This is a genomic window from Gemella haemolysans (genome assembly GCF_901873445.1).
GTDB lineage: Bacteria > Bacillota > Bacilli > Staphylococcales > Gemellaceae > Gemella > Gemella haemolysans_C.
In genome coordinates this window covers 1-24,129 of the sequence record NZ_CABFLN010000007.1, presented here as the reverse complement: position 1 = coordinate 24,129, position 24,129 = coordinate 1, and the positions used below count along the sequence as shown (strand labels likewise).

17 protein-coding genes and 1 riboswitch are annotated in these 24,129 nt (G+C 29.4%); of the genes, 3 read left to right on the top strand and 14 right to left on the bottom strand.

The window, feature by feature from the left end; translation table 11 throughout:
• Positions 1-327: 327 nt before the first annotated feature.
• From JX287_RS01110 to JX287_RS01085, 6 genes are all read right to left on the bottom strand, one after another.
• Positions 328-978 (bottom strand): hypothetical protein, encoded by a 651-nt coding sequence (locus JX287_RS01110; protein ID WP_204641397.1) that lies wholly within the window; start codon positions 976-978, stop codon positions 328-330.
• A 197-nt stretch (positions 979-1,175) separates the two neighbouring features.
• A complete protein-coding gene (locus tag JX287_RS01105; RefSeq protein ID WP_204641396.1) occupies positions 1,176-1,946 on the bottom strand; it encodes an ABC transporter permease in 771 nt (256 codons plus the stop codon).
• Positions 1,947-1,950: 4 nt separating this feature from the next.
• Complete coding sequence (locus JX287_RS01100) at positions 1,951-2,835, bottom strand: ATP-binding cassette domain-containing protein (RefSeq protein WP_204641395.1); 885 nt, start codon at positions 2,833-2,835, stop codon at positions 1,951-1,953.
• Positions 2,836-3,043: 208 nt separating this feature from the next.
• Entirely contained in the window at positions 3,044-3,742 is a 699-nt protein-coding gene (locus JX287_RS01095; protein ID WP_204641394.1) for a hypothetical protein, read from the bottom strand.
• Positions 3,743-4,401: 659 nt separating this feature from the next.
• Positions 4,402-5,220: an aminoglycoside N(3)-acetyltransferase gene (locus tag JX287_RS01090; protein ID WP_204641393.1), complete on the bottom strand. Its 819-nt coding sequence runs from the start codon at positions 5,218-5,220 to the stop codon at positions 4,402-4,404.
• 126 nt (positions 5,221-5,346) lie between these two features.
• Positions 5,347-6,927, bottom strand: a complete 1,581-nt coding sequence (locus JX287_RS01085) for an ATP-binding cassette domain-containing protein (protein WP_204641392.1) — start codon at positions 6,925-6,927, stop codon at positions 5,347-5,349.
• 409 nt (positions 6,928-7,336) lie between these two features.
• Between JX287_RS01085 and JX287_RS01080 the strand changes: the two genes are divergently transcribed.
• On the top strand, positions 7,337-8,935 hold the full coding sequence (locus tag JX287_RS01080) for an ABC transporter ATP-binding protein (RefSeq protein WP_204641391.1): 1,599 nt from the start codon (positions 7,337-7,339) through the stop codon (positions 8,933-8,935).
• Between the two features lie 192 nt (positions 8,936-9,127).
• Here the strand turns inward: JX287_RS01080 and radC are convergent, their stop codons facing one another.
• From radC to tenA, 8 genes are all read right to left on the bottom strand, one after another.
• Positions 9,128-9,901 (bottom strand): RadC family protein, encoded by a 774-nt coding sequence (radC, locus tag JX287_RS01075; protein WP_204641390.1) that lies wholly within the window; start codon positions 9,899-9,901, stop codon positions 9,128-9,130.
• Entirely contained in the window at positions 9,895-10,614 is a 720-nt protein-coding gene (locus JX287_RS01070; RefSeq protein WP_204641389.1) for a prepilin peptidase, read from the bottom strand. Before JX287_RS01070 ends, radC begins: the two co-directional genes overlap by 7 nt.
• 243 nt (positions 10,615-10,857) lie before the next feature.
• Positions 10,858-11,715 (bottom strand): MetQ/NlpA family ABC transporter substrate-binding protein, encoded by an 858-nt coding sequence (locus tag JX287_RS01065; RefSeq protein ID WP_204641388.1) that lies wholly within the window; start codon positions 11,713-11,715, stop codon positions 10,858-10,860.
• 481 nt (positions 11,716-12,196) lie between these two features.
• Entirely contained in the window at positions 12,197-12,961 is a 765-nt protein-coding gene (locus tag JX287_RS01060) for an alpha/beta fold hydrolase (protein ID WP_204641387.1), read from the bottom strand.
• A gap of 177 nt (positions 12,962-13,138) precedes the next feature.
• Entirely contained in the window at positions 13,139-13,777 is a 639-nt protein-coding gene (gene thiE / locus JX287_RS01055; RefSeq protein ID WP_204641386.1) for a thiamine phosphate synthase, read from the bottom strand.
• Between the two features lies 1 nt (position 13,778).
• On the bottom strand, positions 13,779-14,561 hold the full coding sequence (gene thiM / locus JX287_RS01050; protein ID WP_204641385.1) for a hydroxyethylthiazole kinase: 783 nt from the start codon (positions 14,559-14,561) through the stop codon (positions 13,779-13,781).
• Positions 14,562-14,563: 2 nt separating this feature from the next.
• Positions 14,564-15,361, bottom strand: a complete 798-nt coding sequence (gene thiD, locus JX287_RS01045) for a bifunctional hydroxymethylpyrimidine kinase/phosphomethylpyrimidine kinase (RefSeq protein WP_204641384.1) — start codon at positions 15,359-15,361, stop codon at positions 14,564-14,566.
• Between the two features lie 3 nt (positions 15,362-15,364).
• A complete protein-coding gene (tenA, locus tag JX287_RS01040) occupies positions 15,365-16,045 on the bottom strand; it encodes a thiaminase II (RefSeq protein WP_204641383.1) in 681 nt (226 codons plus the stop codon).
• A gap of 140 nt (positions 16,046-16,185) precedes the next feature.
• A riboswitch (TPP riboswitch) is annotated at positions 16,186-16,283 on the bottom strand.
• A gap of 593 nt (positions 16,284-16,876) precedes the next feature.
• Here tenA and JX287_RS08875 point away from each other — a divergent pair.
• Positions 16,877-21,091 (top strand): NEAT domain-containing protein, encoded by a 4,215-nt coding sequence (locus JX287_RS08875; RefSeq protein ID WP_239650297.1) that lies wholly within the window; start codon positions 16,877-16,879, stop codon positions 21,089-21,091.
• Positions 21,092-21,475: 384 nt separating this feature from the next.
• A partial coding sequence (locus tag JX287_RS01025) for an NEAT domain-containing protein (RefSeq protein ID WP_204641382.1) occupies positions 21,476-24,129 on the top strand: 2,654 nt, incomplete at its 3' end.

Here is a 24,129-nt window from a genome sequence, read left to right as displayed (position 1 = left end):
TATTTACCTGATATCCAATTACTTGCTGGCTTAATAACTTTATTATAAATAGGCTCTACAAAAGGTCTAACTACTTTACGTTGTTATTTCTGTAACAACTAATTTTATCATACAAAAGCTCCTTTAGTAGATTTTAATTAATCTATAATCTTATCAATTTATATATTTCACTTTTATACATTATATCAAATATCACTACTCACTCATAGTGAAAAAAGAGAAATCATATCATACTGGCATATAATATTCATTTAATTGTTATTTAAAATTAAATTTTTAACATTTTATTTTAATGGTATTAAAAGGATTATAACAAGTAAAATTTTACTACCAATCCAAATATATCTCTGTTAAAAAAACATAATCTTTTGGAATTTCATCTGATGTACTTATCTCATCCCCAACCCAGTTTCCTGTATAGCATGACTTCCCGCATCCCAAAAGTATAGGTAACGGATTAGCAAAGTCACATTCAGAACCGTTTAAATATAAAACCTTAGTTATATCTAATGAAAAATACACCTTCTTTGTATGATTAATTGTATATAGGTAATCTCTTCCTTCTCTCGAAAAAAATCCTTTAAATGGATCATCTACTCGGATGCCATACTGTTTTATTAAACTTAGATAATACTCAAGTTCATCTCTAACCTCTTCTTCAGCCTCCTTAAAAGTTCCAGAGATATTTATATACATCTCATCTACTGTGTCCACTGACGAACCAGGATATCCTGATTCCAATGTATGTTGATAAAGTATTTCTAGCGATACATTATCTGGACTTTTAAGTCGAGACAATTCATCACCTAGCCATATTATACGATCTCCTGCCCAATCAGTAGCTAATAATTTATACAACGCACATAAAAAATCATTCCCAACATGAAGTGTTTGCCAACGTTTGCTACCATAACCAAAATCAACAGGAGAAATATACTCCTTTTTATCTACATTAACCCACTGGTAACACTCACCCATATCTCAACCCCATTTCATTAAATTTTCAATATCATATTTATATAAAACTATAATTTAATTTTATATTACAATACAACTTTACACCTTCATTGTAATATGAAAATACAATGTTATCAATACGAAAATCTTAATAATGCATTTCATATAAATACAAATGTACACTTAGTCATCTCTATAACAACTAAGTGTACATTCTTTTATCTCTCATCACCTAATAATTCTGATCTTATTATCACGCTTATCGCTAAAACAAACATTATTAGACTTAAGAATATTGTAACATAAGTATTTATATCAAGTTCCATATCAAAAATCACAGTTCTCATACTCGTTAATTGGTAAGTTAATGGATTAAGTTTTGATATATAGTATAGCACCTTAGAATTGTCTAAACTATAAAAAGTCGGTGCAGCAAAAATTATCGGTAGTAATAGTGTTCCTAAGATAAGGTCTCTAGTTCTATATGATACAGTTCCTAATGAAATAATAACACCAAGAGAAAACCAAAATACTAGGCTAATAATTACAATAATTAATACTTTTAAGAAAGGAACTATCTGTATTTTTATTCCTAAAAAGAACGATAAAAAATAAATTAGTAATACTTGCACTATTGTGATTCCTAATGGAAATACTAATTTCCCTAAAAAATAAGAAATAGCTGATGTTCCTTTTATTCTTTTATACGCCAGAAGTCCCCATTTTTTATCTAAATTCACCCTATAAACAGACTGATTCATCTGAGAATTTAGTATTACTCCAATTATTCCAACGAAAATATATTCAATATAGCTAACATTTTCTCCTTTAAAAGCCAAACTTGAAAAAGAGTTCCCTATCCCAAATCCAAAGAATACAAAATACAAAATTGGAACCATAAGCTGAGTATATATAATCTGCTTATTATTTTCAATCGCCTTATATTCTATATACGATGTTGCCCAAAAATTCCTTATTACATTTTTCATATAATTACTCCTCCAATTCCAATATTCTCTTCAAGGTAATTTCTTCTTTCTGTAGACTTCCTATTGTAATATTTTCTGCCAATAATAATTTTAATACATTCGAAATTTCCTCTTCTTTTTCCAAGAAAATTTTTAAATTTTTATCATCAACGATTGTAATAGTATCTTTATATTTTTCTACTATATCTTTACTTAATTCACCATTGTAAGAAATATTGTATACTATTTCTTTATTATATTCTCTTAAGAATGTGCTCATTTCTCCAAAGTATAAACATTCCCCATCGTTTATATAAATTATCTTATTACAATACTTTTCTATAAGATCTAAATCATGAGAAGATATAAATACAGCATGTTCTTTATTGTTAGTCTTTATATATTCTAATATATTTTTTGATAATACTACATCTAATCCTGTAGTAGGTTCATCTAAAAATAATATTTTTGAATTAGATACTAGACTCCTTGCTATTTGTACTCTCTGCAATTGTCCTCCAGATAATTCTGTTAGGTCAGATTTCTCCTTACCTTTTAAACCTAGAACAGCAATAATATCATCTACACTTTTCTTGCTAATAGTATTTTGAGAATATAATAGCCCCATATAAATATTGTCATATACATTTAAGTACCAATCTACTGATTGATTTTGCATACAGTAGTCCACATCACGAACAGACACTCCTTCACCGAAAGATACCTCACCTTCGATATTAGAAAACAATCCTAATGTAGAATTAATTATCGTAGTTTTCCCTGAACCACTTTTACCTATAAGTGCAATTATATCTCCTTTTTCCGCAGAAAAAGAAATATTTTTAATCGCGTAATCACTAGAATTTTTATATTTATATGATAAATTTTTCACTGTTAATAGATTTACCATCTAACTCCCTCCCTTATAATTTTGTATACTTTTACAGTTTTATTGTAATATAAATATTGTATAAAAGCAATAAAATAAAGAAACGCTTTCTGAAATTATCCCTTGTTTTCATAGTAAATAAAAGTAAAAAATGTACACCTAACTATTTCCAAAATAAACTAAGTGTACATTGTTTTATTAATTTTTCATTTTTTCTAAAAACTTTCCTTTAATCTACTAAAGTGTGCTCTCTATTCTTTAAGTTTACATACAATACATGAATAGCCGAAATTGCATTTATTAACAAAATATAATAAGCAATGTTTTCAACGTATAATCCTACAAAACTTAAAATAATAGTAAATAACGGTGCACTTATTCGAAAAATTTGTACTATACTTTTTCTATAATCTTTATCATTAATTTTTATGAAATTAGTCCTTAATTTTATACTGATTGACACCCCAAGTGCTACTATTAAAGATAATAATATCACTTGCAATGGTAAAAATACCTCACATATAACCAATATAAAGAATACTATATCCAAAATTATGTAAGACATAAGTATTTTATTTAAATTCACTTCATATTTCTTAGTAAGTATTAAAAACAAAACTACTGTTATTCCTGGTATAAAAAATATAATACTAGAATACTGTATTAAATTCCTAGCCGCTAATTGTTTTATAAACAACGGTATAAAAAATACTGCTGTTCCTGACAATAACGCTGTATTGATAATAATATATTTTCTTTTCAATTTATTAAAAACTAATCTCTCAGAATTTTTCTCAGTTTTATTTTTAAAATTATTTATTTTGAAACTTGAAAATAATACAAACATAATTATAAATACTATTAAATATTCATCAATATTCACCTTATAAATATAACTTCCTAAAGAAAAACCAAGTAATTTAGACAAGTTACTATATAAGGATATATCTGTCACTCCAGCTTTGATAGACTTACTTCTCTCTATTACAAATAAATTGTAATTAAGCAGAACTATTGATATTAATAAGTAATAAACAAAATAAAATGTTAAGACATAGTATAAATTTATGTTATTTTTAAGAATAAACACTACCACTGAAAAAACTATTAATATATAATAAAAATACTTTGTTTTTATACTAGTTAAAATCCTGAAATAACTAGTATCTAGAAAAATAAATATTTCTATCAAAGTTGTTATTAACAAAATAAAATATATAGGAAAATTATATACAGATATAAATTTCACCGTTATGTATGAATATAAAACACTCAAAATTAAATTCAAACATAAATATAAACTTCTCGCTAATTTAACATTAAATTCTATAAAAAACACCTCCTATATGATTTACTCTCGCTTTATATTCACTATTCTTCTTGAATCTGTTTTTTTGTTTTTAACTATATTAACGTGTTTTCCTTATAAAGTCAATATTTTCTGAATATTATGTTGATTTTTCTTTTAATTTCTAGTAGGTAGATTATTTTTACTAATAAATTCGGTGAATCTTGAAATAATAAAAAAGAATAATGTACACTCAATTCTTTTAAAAACAACTAAGTGTACATTATTCAGTATTAACTTTATGAATTTATTTCTTCCTTTTTCCTATAGTATTCTTTTGCAAAATCTACGCAACTTTTAAAATCTATACAAAGAACTGATGTTTTCTGAATCTCTTTTATTTGATAACTTTCCTTACAATTCTCCAAGAATTCTTTCTGTACTGTTAAAAAATCATCATATATATCTAGTTCGATATTAGAGAACTCTAGCCACTCTCCATCCACATTAGCACTTTCTTTTATTTTTTTTCTATTTAGTGAATACTCTGCAAGATGCAATGCTGTATTAGATTCAAAATCAGTTCCTAATAACAAAATTTTGGCATTTTTATTATACAATCTCCCTAATGGTGAATTGTATCCTAAGCCATCATCTAATGGATGCTCTTTTATAATTTCCTGTGCTTTTTCTCCTACTGCTGAAAAAGAATATAGTGGATGAGAACTTCTAACAGAATGTTTTAGATTCATAACAAACTCGCTAAATTTTCCCATACCTCGTGTACTAGATAGATCAACATCATAAGATAAACTTTCCTGTTTTATTTTTTCTATCCACTCCTTAGGAACTTTAGGATATTCCCAATACTCTGGAGACATATTCTCCAAAGATTGTGTTGGGACAACGAGCGTTCCACTTTCTCCTAATCTTTCCACAAGTGCTTCATAAATACATCTTGCACCTCCGATTATATAACCGAATTTACTAAGAGAAACATGCGCAATCAGGATATCACCTTCTCCTATTTCTAAATCTTTAAATAAATTTATAAAATCACTTTTACCTATTGGCATTAAATTATTATCTAAAGCATCATTCATAAACTTATAACTCATGCTTGTCCTCCTTATTAAATGGGAGTGCCTCAAAATCTTATTCTCAGAGAAATTGATTTTTTAGCCACTCTCCTATTTTCATTTTTCTATTCAATCTATATCATTTTTTACTAACTTTCACTTATATCACAATTTTATAATATTATCAAATTTTCCTCTTAGTTCATCACTTATATCATGGCTAATCATTATTATAGTTAATTCTTTATTTCCTAACAGCATTTCTACTAAACTTTTCGCTGATTCTTTGTCTAAAGCTGATGTTCCTTCATCAATTAAGAGTATTTTTTTTCCATTAAATAACACTCTAGCTATAGCCAATCTTTGGCGTTGTCCTCCAGAAAGATTCTTTCCATGAACCTCTACTTCTGAATATAAGAAGTCTTTCTGTGTTAAGCCCACTTTTTCTAAATATTTAGCTACTTCACTATCCTCTACTACTTCTCCCATAGTTATATTATCTTTAACAGTACCTAAAAATACAAAATTTTCTTGCTGAATTATAGTCAGTTTTTCTAGTATTTGTTTAGTAGATAATTTCTTCAAATCGATACTACAATACTCTACACTACCTTCATAATTTCTTAATTGTCCTGTAATAATTTTAAATAATGTTGATTTTCCTACTCCACTATCTCCACTTATTAAATATTTATTCCCCTCTTTTATATCAAGATTCACATTATTTAGGATTTCTCTATCACCATAACTGAAATGTAAGTTTTTAATTTTAAATAATGTTTTTCTTAAAGAATATTCAACAGGTGAGTGGGTATCCATATTATTTAACATAAATTCATCATGCTTAGAGAAAATAGGTTTTGTCCCTTTAATAAATGCTATTCTATAACCTACTTGGCTCATACCATCAAATACAAGATTAGCAAACATTCCTACAGCTGCAACTGCACCGATTTCCAAATTATCTTTAACAACTAAATACCCTGTAACAAAAACTAATAACACTTGGAAAAAGACATTTAAGCTAAAGTTAAGCATATAATAATTACTTTCCAATTTACTTTGTTTAACAAATATATTTTTCAAAATTCTACTTATATTAGCTATTCTTTTAGGAATTATTTGTAATTTATTAAGAGAGAAATACGTATCATAGCCTAGAATCGTCTCCTCTAACGAAGCAACATAATTCTCATTTTCTTTAGTAACTTCTGTTCCCATATTATGAAGTTTTTTGTTAAAAACTTTTGGAAGATAAATTAATATTCCTGTTCCTATAATAGTAATTAAAGAAATAATCCAGTGATATTTCAATAGAGCATAAAGAGAAAATACAACACCAGAAAGACTGTATATTATAGCAAATATATTTCTCAAACCTTTTTCTTGAATCATCTGAATATCATTGTTAAACCAAGATTGATAAACACCAGATGAGTTATCTTTATACTTTTCAATATCTAATTCTATAAGGCTAGTAGATAAATTATCTTTTACATCTATTCCAATATCTTGAATAAAAATCTCCTCTCTTACCTTTACCACCCTATCAATTACTATAATAACAAACCACGTAACTGATAAGAATAAGATAATTTTAAAGAAACTATGTAGATTTCTGTTAGTAAGCACAGTTATAGCATCTGCATTTAAAAAGTTACTCTTCATAAGAAATAACTGTCTTAACAATATAAGAAAACAAATTAATAAGAACCTATATTTAAATTTTAAAATATATTTTTTCATAAATACCACCTACTTTTAATTTCACTCAATTTAATAACATGCTATTAAGGGAAATTTTAAGAAATATATAAAACACCAACTTATATTTATACATTTATTATAGTATGAAAAAAAGATGATAACAATATAAACTTATAATTTTCAGAAAACTCACCCTAATTATCTTGACACGGAAAAAAAAGTCAGTATAATTGAGAGTGACTCAAAAATCGTGATTTCATAGAAATCGATTTTGTCGAGTCACCTCCGCACAGTTTATTAGATATCTAAAAAGCTTTTATAAAGCGTATTTAGATATCAATAAACCACTGCGTCTAAGAGTTCTCATGTGAACTTTGTTAAATTTTAGGATTTTTAGGTCAACCCTAATACAAACAACATTTATGTAATCTTTACAAAGGAGAGCAATATGATTAAAAATATTTTAGAAGTTATAACATTGAACAAATTAAAGTTATGCATTATGTTTATTTTGACACTAATAGTATCAATAGGGACTGTTTATGTTGTATACGCTCGTGTTGATATTGTGGATTCTGTAATATACAAAACGGGATCTCTATGGACAAAAGTTGGCGTTATTATTTGTATTTTAATAATAGTAGAATTACTTAGAGCGTGGTTAAAAATTATAATTGCACAATTAGTTAAACAATGGAAAATATATCTAGGTGATAGAATTAGTAAAAATATCGAAACTATGTCTCAATCAGAATTTAATAAGGTTGATTCTGGTGAGCATATGACTAAATACACTTACCAACTTGAATTATTATCTGCGTATTTATTCTCACCATTAACCGGTTTACTTAGTGCTATTGTATTATTTGTCTCATCAGTAGTATTTTTATGGCTTATTAATTGGAAATTTGTTGTATTCGCCCTATTATCATCAGTCGCTATGTTTTTAATAAGCGGTAAGTTCGGTAATAAAATTAGTGTAGGATATACAAATTTATCAATTTTATCAGGGAAATTTTCTGGAGTTTTAAAGGAATATTTAACAGGTTATGAAGATTTGAAAAATATCGGTAAGATAAATTTATTCTCAAAAAATGTTAAGACTAGTCAGATTCAAAAAGAAGATCAACAGTATAGTATTTCTAAATTAATGGCATTTGCTGAGTTAACTTTACAAAGTATCGAGAAGTTACTTGAATTATTAATTTTTATATTTGCGATTTACTTAGTTTTAAAAAATGAATTAACTATCGGAACGATAGCTTCGGTATCTACTATACTAGGCATATACCTTACTTCTATCAATCAATTGGTTGATTTGTATATTAAGGTAATCGGTACAAAAGAAATATTAAATAGCGTTATAACTAAATCAACCGCTAAAGAAACACTTTATCCACGCGTTGAAGAAAATATTGAATTTAAAAACTTTAATTATAGTTTCGGAGATAACCATGTCATTAAAAACTTCAACTTTAATATAAATAAAGGTGGAAAATACGCCGTAATTGGTAAAAGTGGTTCTGGAAAATCTACTATAATCAAGTTGTTATTAGGAAAATTACAATCCAACCAAGATAAAGTTTTAATCGATGGAAATCCTCTTGAAATACAGGATGATATTAACTTCTCCAACGAGATTGGATATGTGAGTCAACAAACATCTATTTTCAGCAGTTCAATTCGATATAACATCACTTTAGATGATAGTTATTCAGATGAAGAAATATGGAGCATATTGGAAAAAGTTTGTTTAGCTGATAGAGTTAAAGCTTTATCTGACGGCTTAGATCACAACCTATCTAATATGGGGGAAATCCTATCAGGAGGAGAAAAACAAAGATTAGTTCTTGCGAGAGTTTTAATTAGAAATTATCCAATTTTAATTCTTGATGAAGCAACCTCAGCATTAGATGAAAAAACAGCCGTACAGATAGAAAATAATATCTTAGCTAACGATAAGTTAACTTTAATAATGATTTCTCACCATATACAAGAAGAAATCAAAAAACAACTAACAGAATGTGTAGAATTAAAAGTACAGTAATGTTACTTTTAATAAGCTTATAATGTAAAAATCGGACATAACATAGTTAATCAGTCCGATTTTTGTTCTCTAGAAATAATTCCTCATTTAACGTTCACATTTGAAATATAGGTAGTGATCACCTTCCTTTATACTACTATATTTCTACTAGAAAATCAATTTTTTATATTTCGTTTTAGACCTTTTACTTCTTTAATACTCCCCTACAACCTTATATTTTCTCAGTATATATTTTAATTGTTCACCTGTAACATCTTCGTATTTATAATCTATATTTTCTACTGCTAGATAGTTCAATACTTTTCTAATACTGACATATCCTTTTTTTGCCACTACGATATGATCTAGCATTTCTATACCAACTATTTCACCAACTTCCATTAAATTTATCGTCGTTTTAATATCTTCTATAGAAGGTGTTGCATCCCCACTTGGGTGATTATGCACACAGACAATGCTTGAAGCACTATTTTTTATCGCTAGTTTAAATACTTCCCTTGGATGCACCACCGACATAGATAAACTACCTTTGAATACTTCTCTTTTTTCAATTATTTTACCTTTCGTATCAATATCTAATACGACGAAGACTTCTTGTGTTAAATTCTCTAAAGATGATTTTAGATAATTGGCTATTGACTGCGGGCTATCACACTTCACATCTAGGACATTCGTCGCATATATTCTTCTTGCAAATTCTATGTTAGCAAGAATATGTATCGCCTTTTCCTGACCTATCCCCTTATGTTTCATAAGTTCTGTTAAAGTTGTATCTCTTAACTTTGTAATGCCACCCATATCTTTTAGAATCATGTCGGAAAGCTCAATTACATTTTGATTTTTTGTCCCTGTTCTTAATAATATTGCTAGAATCTCTTTATCACTGAGAGCTAAAGCCCCTAGTTTTTTGAATTTCTCCCTCGGACGATCTTCCTCATTAAACTCTTTAATAGTATATGCTACCATAATAATCCCTCCCTTATTAATATGATTGTTAAATAACTAAGCGCTATAAATGGTACTAGTGGTAGTTTCGTTTTTCTTTTAACTTTTTTCAAAATAATTAACCAAATGGCGAAGAATCCTGCATATAAAAATGTGAAAATTAACAAATACACTCCTTCAAATAAGTTTAAATTTAAAGCTAATACACAAAAAACTTTTATATCGCCATAACCTAAACCACCTCTTGTGAAAATATATAATATATGAAAAATAATAATAAGATAAATAAAATCTAAAAAATTGAATAAATAATAGTGTATATATATAGAAGAAAAATTTAATATAATTAGAAAATAGAACAACTCATCATTAACTTCAAATGAGTTTATATCTTCTATTCCTAAAAAAATGAGAATAATAAATATACTAACTTCAAGATAACTAATAAAAACAAAATGATTTTGTAAAATAATAAATAATACTATAGTAATAAAAGTAAAAATTTCGTATAAAAATACATCTAATGGAATTTTTTGATTACAGTAACTACATCGTCCTTTTTTATATAAATAGCTAAAGATTGGAATTAAGTCGCCCCCCCTTAATTCTTTCTGACAACTAGAACAACGACTTCGTCTAAATAGGAACTCTTTTTTATACTCACTATCTACTAAACATTTTATTGCACTAGCAAAAATTAGACTTAAGATAATAATAAAAATATAACTTTCCATAAGTATCTCCCCCTATTTTCTTACTCCTCAATTATATTTTAGCACAAATAAATTTATTGAACCAATGAAACTCCAACCTGATTATAACTGGCTCAAGAATATTTTTTTATTTTTAAACGCCTTACAATTATAAATTTAGTATACCTCAAGAGTTTATATTTTCCCATACACTAGTCCATGTGTTATTATTTCCACACAAAAAAGACAGCTCTTACGAACTGCCTTTTATATTATTTAATAAAATTATTTAACAGGTAATACTGCTCCGTTCCATTTTTCTTTAATGAATTTTTGAGTATCTTCAGATTTTAAAGCTGCAACAAGTTTTTTAACAACAAGTTTGTCTTTGTCACCTTCACGAACAACGATGATGTTAGCGTATGGGTTGTCATCTGTAGCTTTTTCTACTAAAACTGGTTCAGTTGCTGCATTTAATCCTGCGTCAACAGCGAAGTTAGCATTGATTGAAACTAGATCACCTTCACCATTTTGGTAGAATTTAACCATTAAAGCTGGATCATTTTCGTAACTGAATTGTAATTTTTTAGGGTTTTCAGCAATATCATCAAAAGTAGCTGTTACTGGATCTACACCATCTTTAACTTTTACTAATCCTTCAGAAGCTAATAATTTAATTACACGTCCCCATTCAGATTTGTTGTTACTTACTAATACTTTAGCACCTTCTTTAAGGTCTTTAACATTTTTAACTTTTTTAGAGTATAATCCGATTGGCTCTAAGTGAATTGCACCAGCATCTTCAATTTTGTATCCATTTTCTTTAATAGCATTTTTTAAGAATGGTACATGTTGGAAGTAGTTAATGTCGATTTCTTTATCGTTTAACGTTTTGTTTGGTACATAATAGTCTTGGTATGTAATGATGTCTAATTTGATTCCTTCTTTTTCAAGTTGTGGAGCAACGTGTTCTAATAATACTGCGTGCGGTACGTTAGTAGCTCCAACTTTTACTGTTACAGGCTTACTAGGGTCTAGTTTATCAACATCGATTCCTTTTTTCTCAGTTTTTGATGCGCTTGAGCATCCAATTAATACGAATCCAAGTATGAAACTTGTTACTAATAATAATAGTTTTTTCATTTATAATTTTCTCCTTTTGTTTTATATTTAATGATATTGGGTTTTTAATGAGTTTTATGTAAAAAAAACACCCTTACTCTCCTAAGAGAATAAGGGCGAAACTAATTTCACGGTACCACCTTACTTTTTCGTAAACTACGAACTTTACCACTGCATCGTCTATGTATCTAGAATATATCCGATAAAGTGTGCGTTTGTAACGTAACGCCTACGAAAAAAGCTTGTGTTTAAAACTCACTTTTTTTACCATTCAAACCATTTTCCTTTATCATCTGCATTGTGTGCTTTCACCTACTCACACTCTCTGTAAAAGTTCCTATAAAGTACTTATTTGAATATCGGTAATTTTGAACTTAACTCTATATTATCATCAGTAAATAAAAATGTCAATACTTTTTTTGAAAATTTTTAAAAAGTTTTTTGAAAATTCACGAATATTTACTTTTTCATTTCTATAAATGACTATTTCTTCTCAAAATTTTTAATTTAGTTTATTACTTATTAACCATTTATCTATTGCTTCTACCGTCTTACTTCGGTATTTAGGAGCTTCATACATATGATCTGAACCTTCTATAACATTTAGAGTTGCATGTTTATATCTTTTTGCTGTTGCTATTGCTATATTTGGATTCACCATTTTATCTTCACTGCCTGTTATTACTAAGACTGGTTCATTTACTTTTTCAAAATCAATATATGCACCTTTTTGCTTATCTAAAAAAGGTAATGCCATTTGGAAGTATGTAAATCCAGATTCTGGAACTAATTTAGAAAATTCTCTTTCCTTATCCGCTTCATCTTGATTATTCATACAATAATCATAGAAGGCATGTTTATAAGGTGGCATAGATTTTTTCCAGAACCCCCAACGTAGAAAATGTTTATAGAAACAAATTACCATACTTGGGTAAAAAGCGAAAATTCCTGCCGCAGGTGCAGTCCCCATTAAAATAATCCCCTTAGTCTTTGTCTTCATAGCAACTTTCTGTGCAAGAAGCCCTCCTAACGAATGCCCCAATACAATCGGAGCTTCATCTAGCGTTTCTATTAGATCTACAATATCATCAGCAAATTCATCTAAACTAACCTTTGCTACTTTTTCTTCTACTTCTTTATACGATAAATCATGATATCTTAGAGTTGGAGTATATACATTTAAACCTAATTTTTGCAGATCATCTGCGAATTCTCCCCACACAGTTCCATCACACCATGTACCATGTATCAATACTATATTCGTCATAAAAATTCCTCCTATCAATATTTTAGTATTCTTTTTTTCACACTAATTATATAACTTATTATTTTATTTATCAATTGATAATGTAAAAAGAGTAGAATAAAAAACCGGTAAAAATTTTCCATTCTACTCTTTGATTCATCACTTGAAAAATATCAAGGGATGATTTTCCTTTGGAGGCTAATTATTAAATTGTTCGTTCATTTCACGAACTGTTTTTTCAATATTATCTGAATATGAAATTGCTGAAATAATAGACACACCATCGACATTTGTTTTCATAACATCTTTAATGTGTTGTGTCTGAATACCACCGATTGCCACTAATGGCATCTGAGGTAATAATTTTCTCATTAATTCTAGTCCTTCATATCCTATTGCACCACCTGCATCATCTTTTGATTGTGTGACATATACAGGTCCTACACCAACATAATCTACATATTCAACTTTTGATTGTTTTAATTCTTCTTCATTTCCTATAGAAAGACCGATTATTTTATTTGGCATCAGTTTTCTAATCTCATCAACACCAAAGTCATCTTGTCCTACATGAACCCCATCAGCATCAATTTCTAATGCCAACTCTATATCATCATTTACGATAAACGGTACATTGTATTTTTTACATAAATCCTGAATTTTTACTGCTAGTTCTAGTTTTTCTTTACCTTCTAAAGCACCTTTACCTTTTTCTCGAAATTGAAATAAAGTTATACCACCTTTTAAAGCATCTTCAACAACTGTATATAAATCCTTACCTAAGCAAGTAGTCGTTCCACAAATAAAATATAATTTTAATAGTTCTTTATTAAACATCTTATTTCACCTTTTTAAATGTTTCTATATCTTTATCAGTAACTTCATATAACGCATTAATAAATTCAACTTTAAAGGTTCCTGGTAGATGTCCATTAGGACGTTTTTCAGCCATTTCCCCGGCAATATTATATGCTAGCATTGCTGTCTCTAAAGATTTCAATTCTTGACCTTTTTCTAAACCTATAAAACTCGCCACTACTGCTCCTAACAAGCATCCTGTTCCAATAACTTTAGGCATCATTGCACTTCCGTTGTGAATAGCTATTACTTCACCATTTACAGCAATAGCATCTACTTCACCTGTTACTATTACCGGTATATTAAACTTAGAGTTCGCTGCTAAGGCAATTTCATCAATATTATCTACCCCTGCACTGTCTACTCCCTTAGAAGCTACATTTATTCCGACTAAAGATGCAATTTCTCCAGCATTTCCTCTTATAGCTGCTAGTTTGTAATTGTTTATTAAATCATCTGATACTTTTTTTCTATATGCTCCGGCTCCACATGCTACCGGATCTAATACCGCTGGTACATTATATTTTTCTGCAATTTTCAGTGCATCTTGATACAACTTCCATGTTTCATCAGTTAAAGTACCAATATTAATTAATAATCCTCCAGCATATTTTAGTAAATCCTCCAAGTCTTCTGGATACTCACTCATTGCTGGTGATGCTCCCAATGCTACTAAACCATTTGCTGTAAAGTTTTTTACCACATCATTAGTTATGCATATTACCAATGGCGCTTTTTCTTTTAATAATTTTAAACTTGTCATATTTATAAATCTCCTTTAAACGCAACATGATTGACTGGCCCATTTCCATGACCTAACTCTGGTGTATGTTTTATCGCAGCAGTTATGAATTTTTTTCCAATATCTACTGCTTCTATAATACTTTTTCCTTTTGCTAATTCAGCTGTAATAACTGCTGAAAATGTACAACCTGTTCCGTGTGTATGGTTAGTCTTAAATCTTTCACTAGTCCATACTTTTTTGGTACCGTCATTTAAGAATAAATAATCCTTTGCTTCACCTGTTAGATGTCCACCTTTTATAACTACAGACTTACATCCAACTTCATTAATAATAAATTTACCTGCACGATTTACATCATCTTCAGTTACTATTTTAAAATCAACTATTTCTTCTGCTTCTGGGACATTTGGAGTAATAATAGTAGCAAGTGGTAATATTTCTTCTTTTAGATGTTTTCTAGCAACATCATCAATTAATTTATCCCCACTCGTCGCAACCATGACTGGATCTACCACGTAAGGAACATCTTTAGGTAGATACTTCTTAATCAGCTTCATCATGTCAGCATTTGCTATCATTCCAGTTTTTATACTATCCGATGTTATATCATCAAATACACTTTTTAATTGTGCTTCTAATATATCTAAATCTAAATTTCTTATCATTTGAACACCTAAAGTGTTTTGAGCAACTACACTAGTAACTACAGCCATACCGTAAACTTCACGAGCTTGAAAACTTTTTAAATCAGCCATAATACCAGCTCCACCCGTTGGATCAGTCCCAGCGATAGTTAAAGCAATATTTAGTTTTGTCATAATCTACACCTCTAAATCCCAACGCTCTTGTGTATAAGCCATATTAAAGAAGCGTCGTTCATGTTCACAACTTTCTAAAAAGTTTTTAATTAATCGTTGTTTCCCTTCCTCACTCATAAATTCTGCTTCACGATTAATTATTTTATGATACTCAGAAAGTACTTCATCAACTAAACCATCAGCATAAAACTCTACCCAGAATTTTAATGGGTGATCTTCAGCTAAATTATGATTAGCTAAAATTTTTCTCGCAACCATTTGATAAATCCATGGACATGGTGCCATAGCACTTAACGCTTCTGCCATACCAAAAGCAAATACATTATAATACATATGTTTTATATAATGATCTGCAGATGGATACCACTCTCCACCTTTTATTATTTCTTGATAGTCTCTCCCTACATAATCTGCTAAATTTTTATGTGCAGCAATTTCTTCATTCAATACAAAATTAATTTGATTTAAGAAAAAGTTTTTCTCAACTTTATCATTACTTTTCGCTAAAAGCATTGCATAGATGTCGCTGAAATTTTCTAAGTATAAAGCATCAGCTTTTAAATAGTGTTCCACAGCTTCCTTAGATAAATCAGCACGAATCAAACCTTGAATAAAACCATCATTATATATCTTGTCAACAATCGGCAATGCCTTCTCTTCCATAATTTCAGTAATAAGTTTCATAGGTATATCCCCCTAGTATTATATATATTTAGTATAAAATATCACCACTTTAGGAAAAGAAAAAATCCCCTACTAACGCAGGAGATTTATGTAAATTTATGTACTTATAGTATATTTTACTCTTTTAAAAAATAAACCTATTTCATATCATTTCACATTTCCTCCGCTAGTATTATCTAGATCAGGTCAAAGGGTCTAACTATGTTATCTCAGCCAAAAGGCTCCCCCAGTGATTATATTTCATTAACTTTTTAAATCGTAACACATAAAATTACAAATGTCAATAAATTGGTTTAAGGGCTTACAATTTTTTTAAAAAATTATATTGTATTAAAATAAAAAACTTTTAATAATAATATTTTTATATTTTATAAAATCGATAAATATATAAATTATATCAAAGTTATGAACTAAATTTATAATTTTATGGTAATTTTTATTTATTTTTGAGTTTAAATAAAACTGATTACCACTTTTATCTTTATTGATTCAATCTTTTATGTTATAATAATGAAGTACAGATTAAATGTTGAAGTTTTTTTAAAAAAATCAATCTTAATAGAATTTCAATAGATTAATAACATTAACTACCTTATTTTTATCTCATAAAAATACTAATGAATAATGCTATATACCATGTTAATCTTGTTAATTAAATACACAATTTATGCTATTTTCATTAACAAATAAACATCATTTTGGGAATAATTCAGCGTTACTTACTAAAATAAAGTAACGCTATGGATTTTTCCCAATCTTATAAAACTAATTGTGTCTAAATTGTGAATAAAGTTTGTATATTTTTAGACAAAAAAGAAGGAGAAATAGAAAATGAAAAACAATACATTATTAAAAGTGCTATCCATGACAGCTATATTCTCAGCAATTGCGGCAATCGAAGCATATGATCAAGATAACTTTGCTTTTGCAGCAGAAACACCTGTTGTTGCAAGCAAATCGGCAACAGCAACTACTCCAACAGCAGTTACTCCAACTACGCCACCGACAGCAACTACTCCTGTAGCAGCTGCTCCAACAGCTACAACGCCGGCAACAACTACGCCTAAAGCTGATGAACCAGCTACTGTACCACAAGACGTTAAAGCATTAAAAGATGGAGAATATAAAATTACTGCTGAAGCTATTAACTTCGGTAACGGGAAAAAGCCTTCTATGGCTGCCGCTGGATTAGATAACGAAAAAACAAAATTAATAGTAAAAAATGGACAATACTCTGTAAGTGTTACATTTAAACCAATTGCATTTGCTGGACAATTTGGTTATTTAGGTGATTTGAAATACTATGATGGTGATAAAACTCATAAAAATCGTTTCGAGATCAATGACAGTGAATTTAAAGATACTACTATAGTTGAAAATTATGGCACTAATGAAACTGATGCATTTGTAGAAAAATATAAAGAGAAATTCCCTAACCGTACAGTTTATCCAAAAACATTTATTTATTCTGTAGATAAAAATAAAATTGATGATAATAATAAACTAGAGACATTTACACAAGTTTTCGTTCCTGTTATGGAGTCAATGACTGCTGGTTCTGGAACACAAAATATGATTTTAAAATTCGATTTTAGTACTCTAACTGCTAAAAATTCAAAACAAGAAGAATTAACAAATCCTACTTATGTAAAACTCCATATAAAAGATGACACTATAACTACACCTAAAGTTAGAAAAAATGTCGATACTATAGGAAAAATCATAAGAGAAAACAATGAAGAATATTTAGTTTTTAACTATTACAGCAAAGTTGGAGAAGGAAAGAACAATGACGGTATTCAAAATATAAAATATAGTGATAAAGAAATTCAAAATGCTAAAGACTCCAACTTACTATCACCTGTCTCTAATAAAATAATAGAAACAATAACTACTTCTGACTCAATATACGAAATATCAGAAGTTAAAATACCAGTAACTGGAAAAAAAGAAGTTATAGTATATGGTGATTTTCAATATCCTGCAAGAATAATGAAACAATATGGTACCATTACTTGGAATGATGCTAACGTAGTAGTAAATAATAATGCACAAGTTGATGAACCGAAATTATTTTCTATTAAAGCTACCTTAGGTGGTACAAGAATCAAGAAAGCAAACGAACCTAGTAAAGAATACGATTTTACAAAAGATGGCATCACTTATACTCCTTATAATGGTCTAAGTGGAAACAAATTTAAATTAGCAAGGCACTACCACCACACACTAGAAATGTCATTTGAAAGAAACAATTTAATTAACACAAAAACAAGACATATTAAATATACTATCGATGGAAGTGAGCCTACATTTAACTCTCAAGATGCAACTATTAAATTTGCTAATGCCAATCCTCACAAACCGGAGTTTTCATATAGTATAAATATAGATCCATTTGCCAAAGGAACAAATATTACTTCTGACGGAGGAAATATTATCGTTAAAGTTAAATCTTTTAATATTGACGGTACAGAAAGCAGTGCAACAAAAACATACATTTTACCATTCGAAAAAGAAACTCTTGACAAAGCAGAAACAACATTAAACATAAATAATAAAGAATATACTGCAACTCTTTCTTCAAAAAACAAATTCTTATTAGATGAAGATGTAGCTATTAAAACTACTCCTGTTTCCGAAAGAATCATGAACTATAATCTTGATAGCAAAGTTCAAGAACTAGGACTAACAAAAGTTAATTCTTTTAAATTTGATTTAACGAAAAAAGATGGTTCTAAATTCACTCCTCTTGACAAAGATGGTTGGAACATTAATGAAAATCCAATATTTACACTTAATATAGCTGGATATGAAGCTACCGCAAATACACAAGTATACATCTACGAAAATGGAATTCTTCGTCTAATTCCTTCTACACCTTCTAAAAAAGGAGTAGAATTTAATGTAAATAGCGATGAAGCTTATTTTGTTATTGCTGAAAAAGACTCTCAAATATTGAAAAAAGAAAAAACTATAGAGTTAAATAATAAAGTACGTGAAACAGAAAAAATACTCTCAGATACAAGTACAATTTCAACTGCAAAAGCAAATCTTGAAGCTGAACTTGAAAAAATCAAAAAAACTCTAGCTAGACCAAAAGCAAGTTTATCAAACATTGTATTACATTTAGAAAACCTTGATATTAATCTTAAAAAATTAAAATCAGAAAAAAACACAGATCTTAAATACTTACAGAATAATTTCGAAAACTTAACAAATATAGTAAACTCTGATATATTGTCTCAATTGTTAACTAAAGAAAAATTAGATGAGTTAAAAGCGTTAGTTTCAAAAACAAATAACTCCCTAAATGATGCTTTATCACTTCAAAATAATATAAAAGAACTGTATGAATCTTTAAACAATTTATCATATAAATATCCAACTCAAGATATAGACTACTCTATTAAAAAATTCTACAGACCTAATGAGACATCAATGGCTAATCAGGTATTTACAAACAAAGGTAAATTAATTTTTACTCCCGATAAAACATATTTAGATTTAGATTTAAAAACGATGCTATTCGGTTCAATGCACTCTCACCTATTAGAAATAGATGTATTCAAAGATAAAATAGATGGTGAAAAAGTTAAATGCTTCGTAGTTAATAAATATGATGATTTAAATTCTTTAACAGGAGAAATCGGAAATTTCGATAAGAAATTAATAGTAGAACTAGAAAAAGAAGTAAAAAATAGTTATGACATTAGAGTCCCAAACGATGGAATGGGTAATTCTAGACCTGAAGCTAAATTAGTAATAACTACTAATATTAATAGACCTGAAGTGCTATCAGACGCGGAAAAACTTGCTAAAGAAAAAGAAGAAGCCGCTCGTCTTGAAAAAGAAAGACTAGAAAAAGAAGCTATTGCCAAAGCTCAGGCGGAAAAAGAAAAACTTGCTAAAGAAAAAGAGGAAGCTGCTCGTCTTGAAAAAGAAAGATTAGAAAAAGAAGCTGCCGCTAAAGCTCAGGCGGAAAAAGAAAAACTTGCTAAAGAAAAAGAGGAAGCCGCTCGTCTTGAAAAAGAAAGACTTGAAAGAGAAAAAGCTGAAGCCGCTCGTCTTGAAAAAGAAAGACTTGAAAAAGAAGTTATTGCCAAAGCTCAGGCGGAAAAAGAAAAACTTGCTAAAGAAAAAGCTGAAGCTGCTCGTCTTGAAAAAGAAAGATTAGAAAAAGAAGCTACCGCTAAAGCTCAGGCGGAAAAAGAAAAACTTACCAAAGAAAATGAGGAAGCTGCTCGTCTTGAAAAAGAAAGATTAGAAAAAGAAGCTATTGCCAAAGCTCAGGCGGAAAAAGAAAAACTTGCTAAAGAAAAAGAGAAAATTGAAAAACTAGAAAAACTAAAATCTGAAACAGTCGATGAGATTATGAAAGATAGCAGTATTTCAGAAAGTGAAAAAGAAAAACTTAAAGCAATTATAAAAACTGCTACTCTTAAAGATACTTTGATAGCTACTGTGAAAAACATGGGTCAAATTAGTAACATTAGTGTTTCATTTAACAACTCTAATATTAAAGCAACTCAATTTGTAGTCGTAGAAGCTGACGAAAATAATGCAACTAAAGTAGAATCTTTAGTTAAAAATACTGATGAAAACATGCAGGTAATAAAAACGATTGATCTTTATTTTAAAGATGAAAAAGGAAATATAATCGATAAAAAAGGTGAAACTCGCACCGTTACCGTAGCACTATTAGCTAATGAAAATGAAAAATTAGAGGTATATTATGTAAATGATAATAACCTTGAAAAAATTCCAAGTATCTATAAAAATGGAAAATTAACATTCTTTACAAATCATTTCAGCTTATATACTATCATTAAAAAAGAAACAACAAACCAAACTAATTCGAATATTAATATAAATTCATTAAATAACAATACAGATTTCAATACAAAAACAAATGCTCAAGAGATAAAACAAGTAGCTAAAAACACTAAAACATTAGCAAAAACAGGTGTAACTAATAAAGCCACATTTGTTTATGGTTTACTAATATTACTTGCTTCATTTGCTTTGCATAGAAGAATTCGCAAATAATACTCAATTTAAGAGGCGCTAACCAAAAAAATCTTAAATTTTTTAAAAGAGTTTATATGAAAACTAATAGACGTAGTAGTTTATTGATATCTAAATTCACTTTATAAAAGCTTTTTAGATGTCTTATAAACTTTGCGAAGTGACTCGATAAAATCTATTCTTTCAAAATCGATTTTCGAGTCACTTCCACTATATAAAATGTGGATAAGTTGTGTCTTATTTTTGAAACTTTAAAGGAAAAAACTAAGGTTTTACTTTGTACATGAGACTAATTATCATTTTTACCTTTATTTTTTTAATCTTTTATAATATAATAATGTTAAGGATTAAAAAAATAATCAACAAATAATTAACCTATTTATAATAAAGGAGAAATATATCTATATGAAAAATACAACATTATTAAAAGTTTTGTCTGCGACTGCAATATTCTCAGCAATTGCGGCAATCGAAGCATATGATCAAGATAACTTTGCTTTTGCAGCAGAAACACCTGTTGTTGCAAGCAATTCGGCAACAGCAACTACTCCAACAGCAGTCGCTCCAACTACGCCACCGACAGCAACTACGCCAACAGCAGTTGCTCCAACTACGCCACCGACAGCAACTACTCCTGCAGCTGCTGCTCCAACAGCTACAACGCCGACAACAACTACGCCTAAGGCTGATGAACCAGCTACTGTACCACAAGACGTTAAAGCATTAAAAGATGGAGAATATAAAATTACTGCTGAAGCTTTAAAATTCTATGAAGAAGGTCAACCTTCTATGGCTGCAGCTGCAATCGACAATGATAAAACAAAATTAATTGTAAAAAATGGTCAATACTCTGTAAGTGTTACATTTAAACCTGTTACATTTGGTGGACTTACAGGTTACTTAGGAGACTTAAAATACTATGATGGTGATAAAACTCATGAAAATCGTAAAGATATTCAAAAAAATGAGTTTAAAGACTCAACTATAGTTGAGAATTATAGTGCCAGTGAAACTGACAACTTTGTAGATGCATACAAAAAACAATTCCCAAATCGTACTGTTTATCCAAAAACTGTTGCCTACAATGTAGATAAAAATAAAATTGATGATAATAATAAACTAGAAACATATACTGAAGTGTTTGTTCCTGTTATGGCTTCAATTAACGAAACTCTTGGAACTCAAAAAATGATTTTAAAATTCGACTTAACTTCACTTTCTAGAAAAAAAGTAACTGCAGATAACTATGAAGCTGCTACATACAAAAATCCTAATAAAGATGTAGAATATAAAGGGACTATAAAAACACATATTAATGGGGAGGTAAAAATAGGTTTCCCAACTGATGGAATTCACGTTCAAGGACACTTTAGAAATGCTAACAACAACGATGAAGAATCACTATATGGTTCTGCATTAGATAGCTACGTTAGAGTTGAAAAAATTGGAGAAAAATATAAATATACATTAAGATTCAAAAAAGGTCTTGCTAATGTAGGTGGAGAATTCTATCCATTTGAATTGAAAAAATTAGCGTACGAAGGTAAAGACGTACCTTTTACTACACTAGCTAAAAATGCTGATTCATCTATTAACGAGGCTTCTATCACAACTGATAAACTTTTAGAAAAAATTCAGTTAGATGGAACTGCTCCTTACCCTAATGGAGCATTAATGTCTCACTTTGTTACATTGCAACTATACTATGATACTGCAACTGCTTATAAAGAAAGACCAGCTAAAATCGAAGAAGTAGTGGTGCCTGCTAAACCAAAACCAGTCACTCCTACACCTGCACCGGTGAAACCTAAAGAAGAGCCTAAACCTGCTGCACCTACAGTTGCTGATCATGCAGTAACTGCTGATAAAGTACCTGCTACTTTCCCTACTACTGTAAAAGGGGAATTATATGGTAGAACAACAGGTAAAGCTTCAATCTATGAAAAAGCATTCGTTAAAGATGTTAAAGTAGAAAAAGTTGGTGATAAATATCAATACACTATTCAAGTTAAAGAAGGACAAGATAATTCTAACTTCTTAATGCGCAACAAACCATTCACAGTTTCTAAACTTACATACAAAGGAACTGAAGTTAGCTTTACTGAAGTTGATGCAGCTACTAAACTAAAAGAAGGTAAAATCTTAACTGATTCTTTACTAGATAAAATTCAAGTAGATGCTGTTATGAGCGTGCGAACAAAAGGCGGGGCTAAACCAAGATATGAAGAAAGAAACGCCGACAGTACTATCACTTTAGACTTCCCTACTGTAGAAGCTACTAAAGAAGAAGCCGCTAATAATTCAGTACCGGCTAAAATTTATGATGCTAGTGTTGCTGATAAACTATCAATGTCAGATGGTGCCCTGGTTCACGAAAAAACTCGTGTAGAAAAAGTTAACGACACTTACCACTACTACTTAACATTTAAAAACTTACAATTTGGACCTCTTGTAGGAACTGTTGATTCATTAAGTGTTGATGGTAAAGCTGCTGAACGAACAGATCTTGGTGGTGAAGGTAATGAAAAACTATTCCACTTTACAAGTGCTGAAAAATTAACAGAAAAAACTGTTAATTTCTCTGTATACGCTAATGGAGAACCACTAAAAGGACATTCAAATACTCCAGCATTAGTAAAATTTGATTGGAATACTGTAACTCCATTAACAGCAGAACAAGTTACTGCTTTACACCAAGAAGAAGCTGCAAAAGCTCAGGCTGAAGCTGCCCGTCTTGAAAAAGAAAAAGCTGATGAAGCTGCTCGTCTTGAAAAAGAAAAAGCTGATGAAGCTGCTCGTCTTGAAAAAGAAAAAGCTGAAAGAGAAAAAGCCGAAGCCGACAGACTAGCTAAAGAAAAAGCTGAAAAAGAAAAAGCCGAAGCTGACAAACTTGCTAAAGAAAAAGCTGAAAAAGAAAAAGCCGAAGCCGATAGACTTGCTAAAGAAAAAGCTGAAAAAGAAAAAGCTGAAGCTGACAAACTTGCTAAAGAAAAAGCTGAAAAAGAAAAAGCCGAAGCTGACAAACTTGCTAAAGAAAAAGCTGAAAAAGAAAAAGCCGA

Excerpts from the sequence above, each read along its gene's own strand:
- JX287_RS01085 (WP_204641392.1), bottom strand. The coding sequence starts at position 6,927 with ATGAAAAAATATATTTTAAAATTTAAATATAGGTTCTTATTAATTTGT.
- tenA (WP_204641383.1), bottom strand. The coding sequence starts at position 16,045 with ATGAAACTTATTACTGAAATTATGGAAGAGAAGGCATTGCCGATTGTT.
- JX287_RS01100 (WP_204641395.1), bottom strand. The coding sequence starts at position 2,835 with ATGGTAAATCTATTAACAGTGAAAAATTTATCATATAAATATAAAAAT.
- thiM (WP_204641385.1), bottom strand. The coding sequence starts at position 14,561 with ATGACAAGTTTAAAATTATTAAAAGAAAAAGCGCCATTGGTAATATGC.
- thiE (WP_204641386.1), bottom strand. The coding sequence starts at position 13,777 with ATGTTTAATAAAGAACTATTAAAATTATATTTTATTTGTGGAACGACT.
- JX287_RS01110 (WP_204641397.1), bottom strand. The coding sequence starts at position 978 with ATGGGTGAGTGTTACCAGTGGGTTAATGTAGATAAAAAGGAGTATATT.
- JX287_RS01065 (WP_204641388.1), bottom strand. The coding sequence starts at position 11,715 with ATGAAAAAACTATTATTATTAGTAACAAGTTTCATACTTGGATTCGTA.
- JX287_RS01090 (WP_204641393.1), bottom strand. The coding sequence starts at position 5,220 with ATGAGTTATAAGTTTATGAATGATGCTTTAGATAATAATTTAATGCCA.
- JX287_RS01105 (WP_204641396.1), bottom strand. The coding sequence starts at position 1,946 with ATGAAAAATGTAATAAGGAATTTTTGGGCAACATCGTATATAGAATAT.
- JX287_RS01080 (WP_204641391.1), top strand. The coding sequence starts at position 7,337 with ATGATTAAAAATATTTTAGAAGTTATAACATTGAACAAATTAAAGTTA.
- radC (WP_204641390.1), bottom strand. The coding sequence starts at position 9,901 with ATGGTAGCATATACTATTAAAGAGTTTAATGAGGAAGATCGTCCGAGG.
- thiD (WP_204641384.1), bottom strand. The coding sequence starts at position 15,361 with ATGACAAAACTAAATATTGCTTTAACTATCGCTGGGACTGATCCAACG.
- JX287_RS01070 (WP_204641389.1), bottom strand. The coding sequence starts at position 10,614 with ATGGAAAGTTATATTTTTATTATTATCTTAAGTCTAATTTTTGCTAGT.
- JX287_RS01060 (WP_204641387.1), bottom strand. The coding sequence starts at position 12,961 with ATGACGAATATAGTATTGATACATGGTACATGGTGTGATGGAACTGTG.
- JX287_RS08875 (WP_239650297.1), top strand. The coding sequence starts at position 16,877 with ATGAAAAACAATACATTATTAAAAGTGCTATCCATGACAGCTATATTC.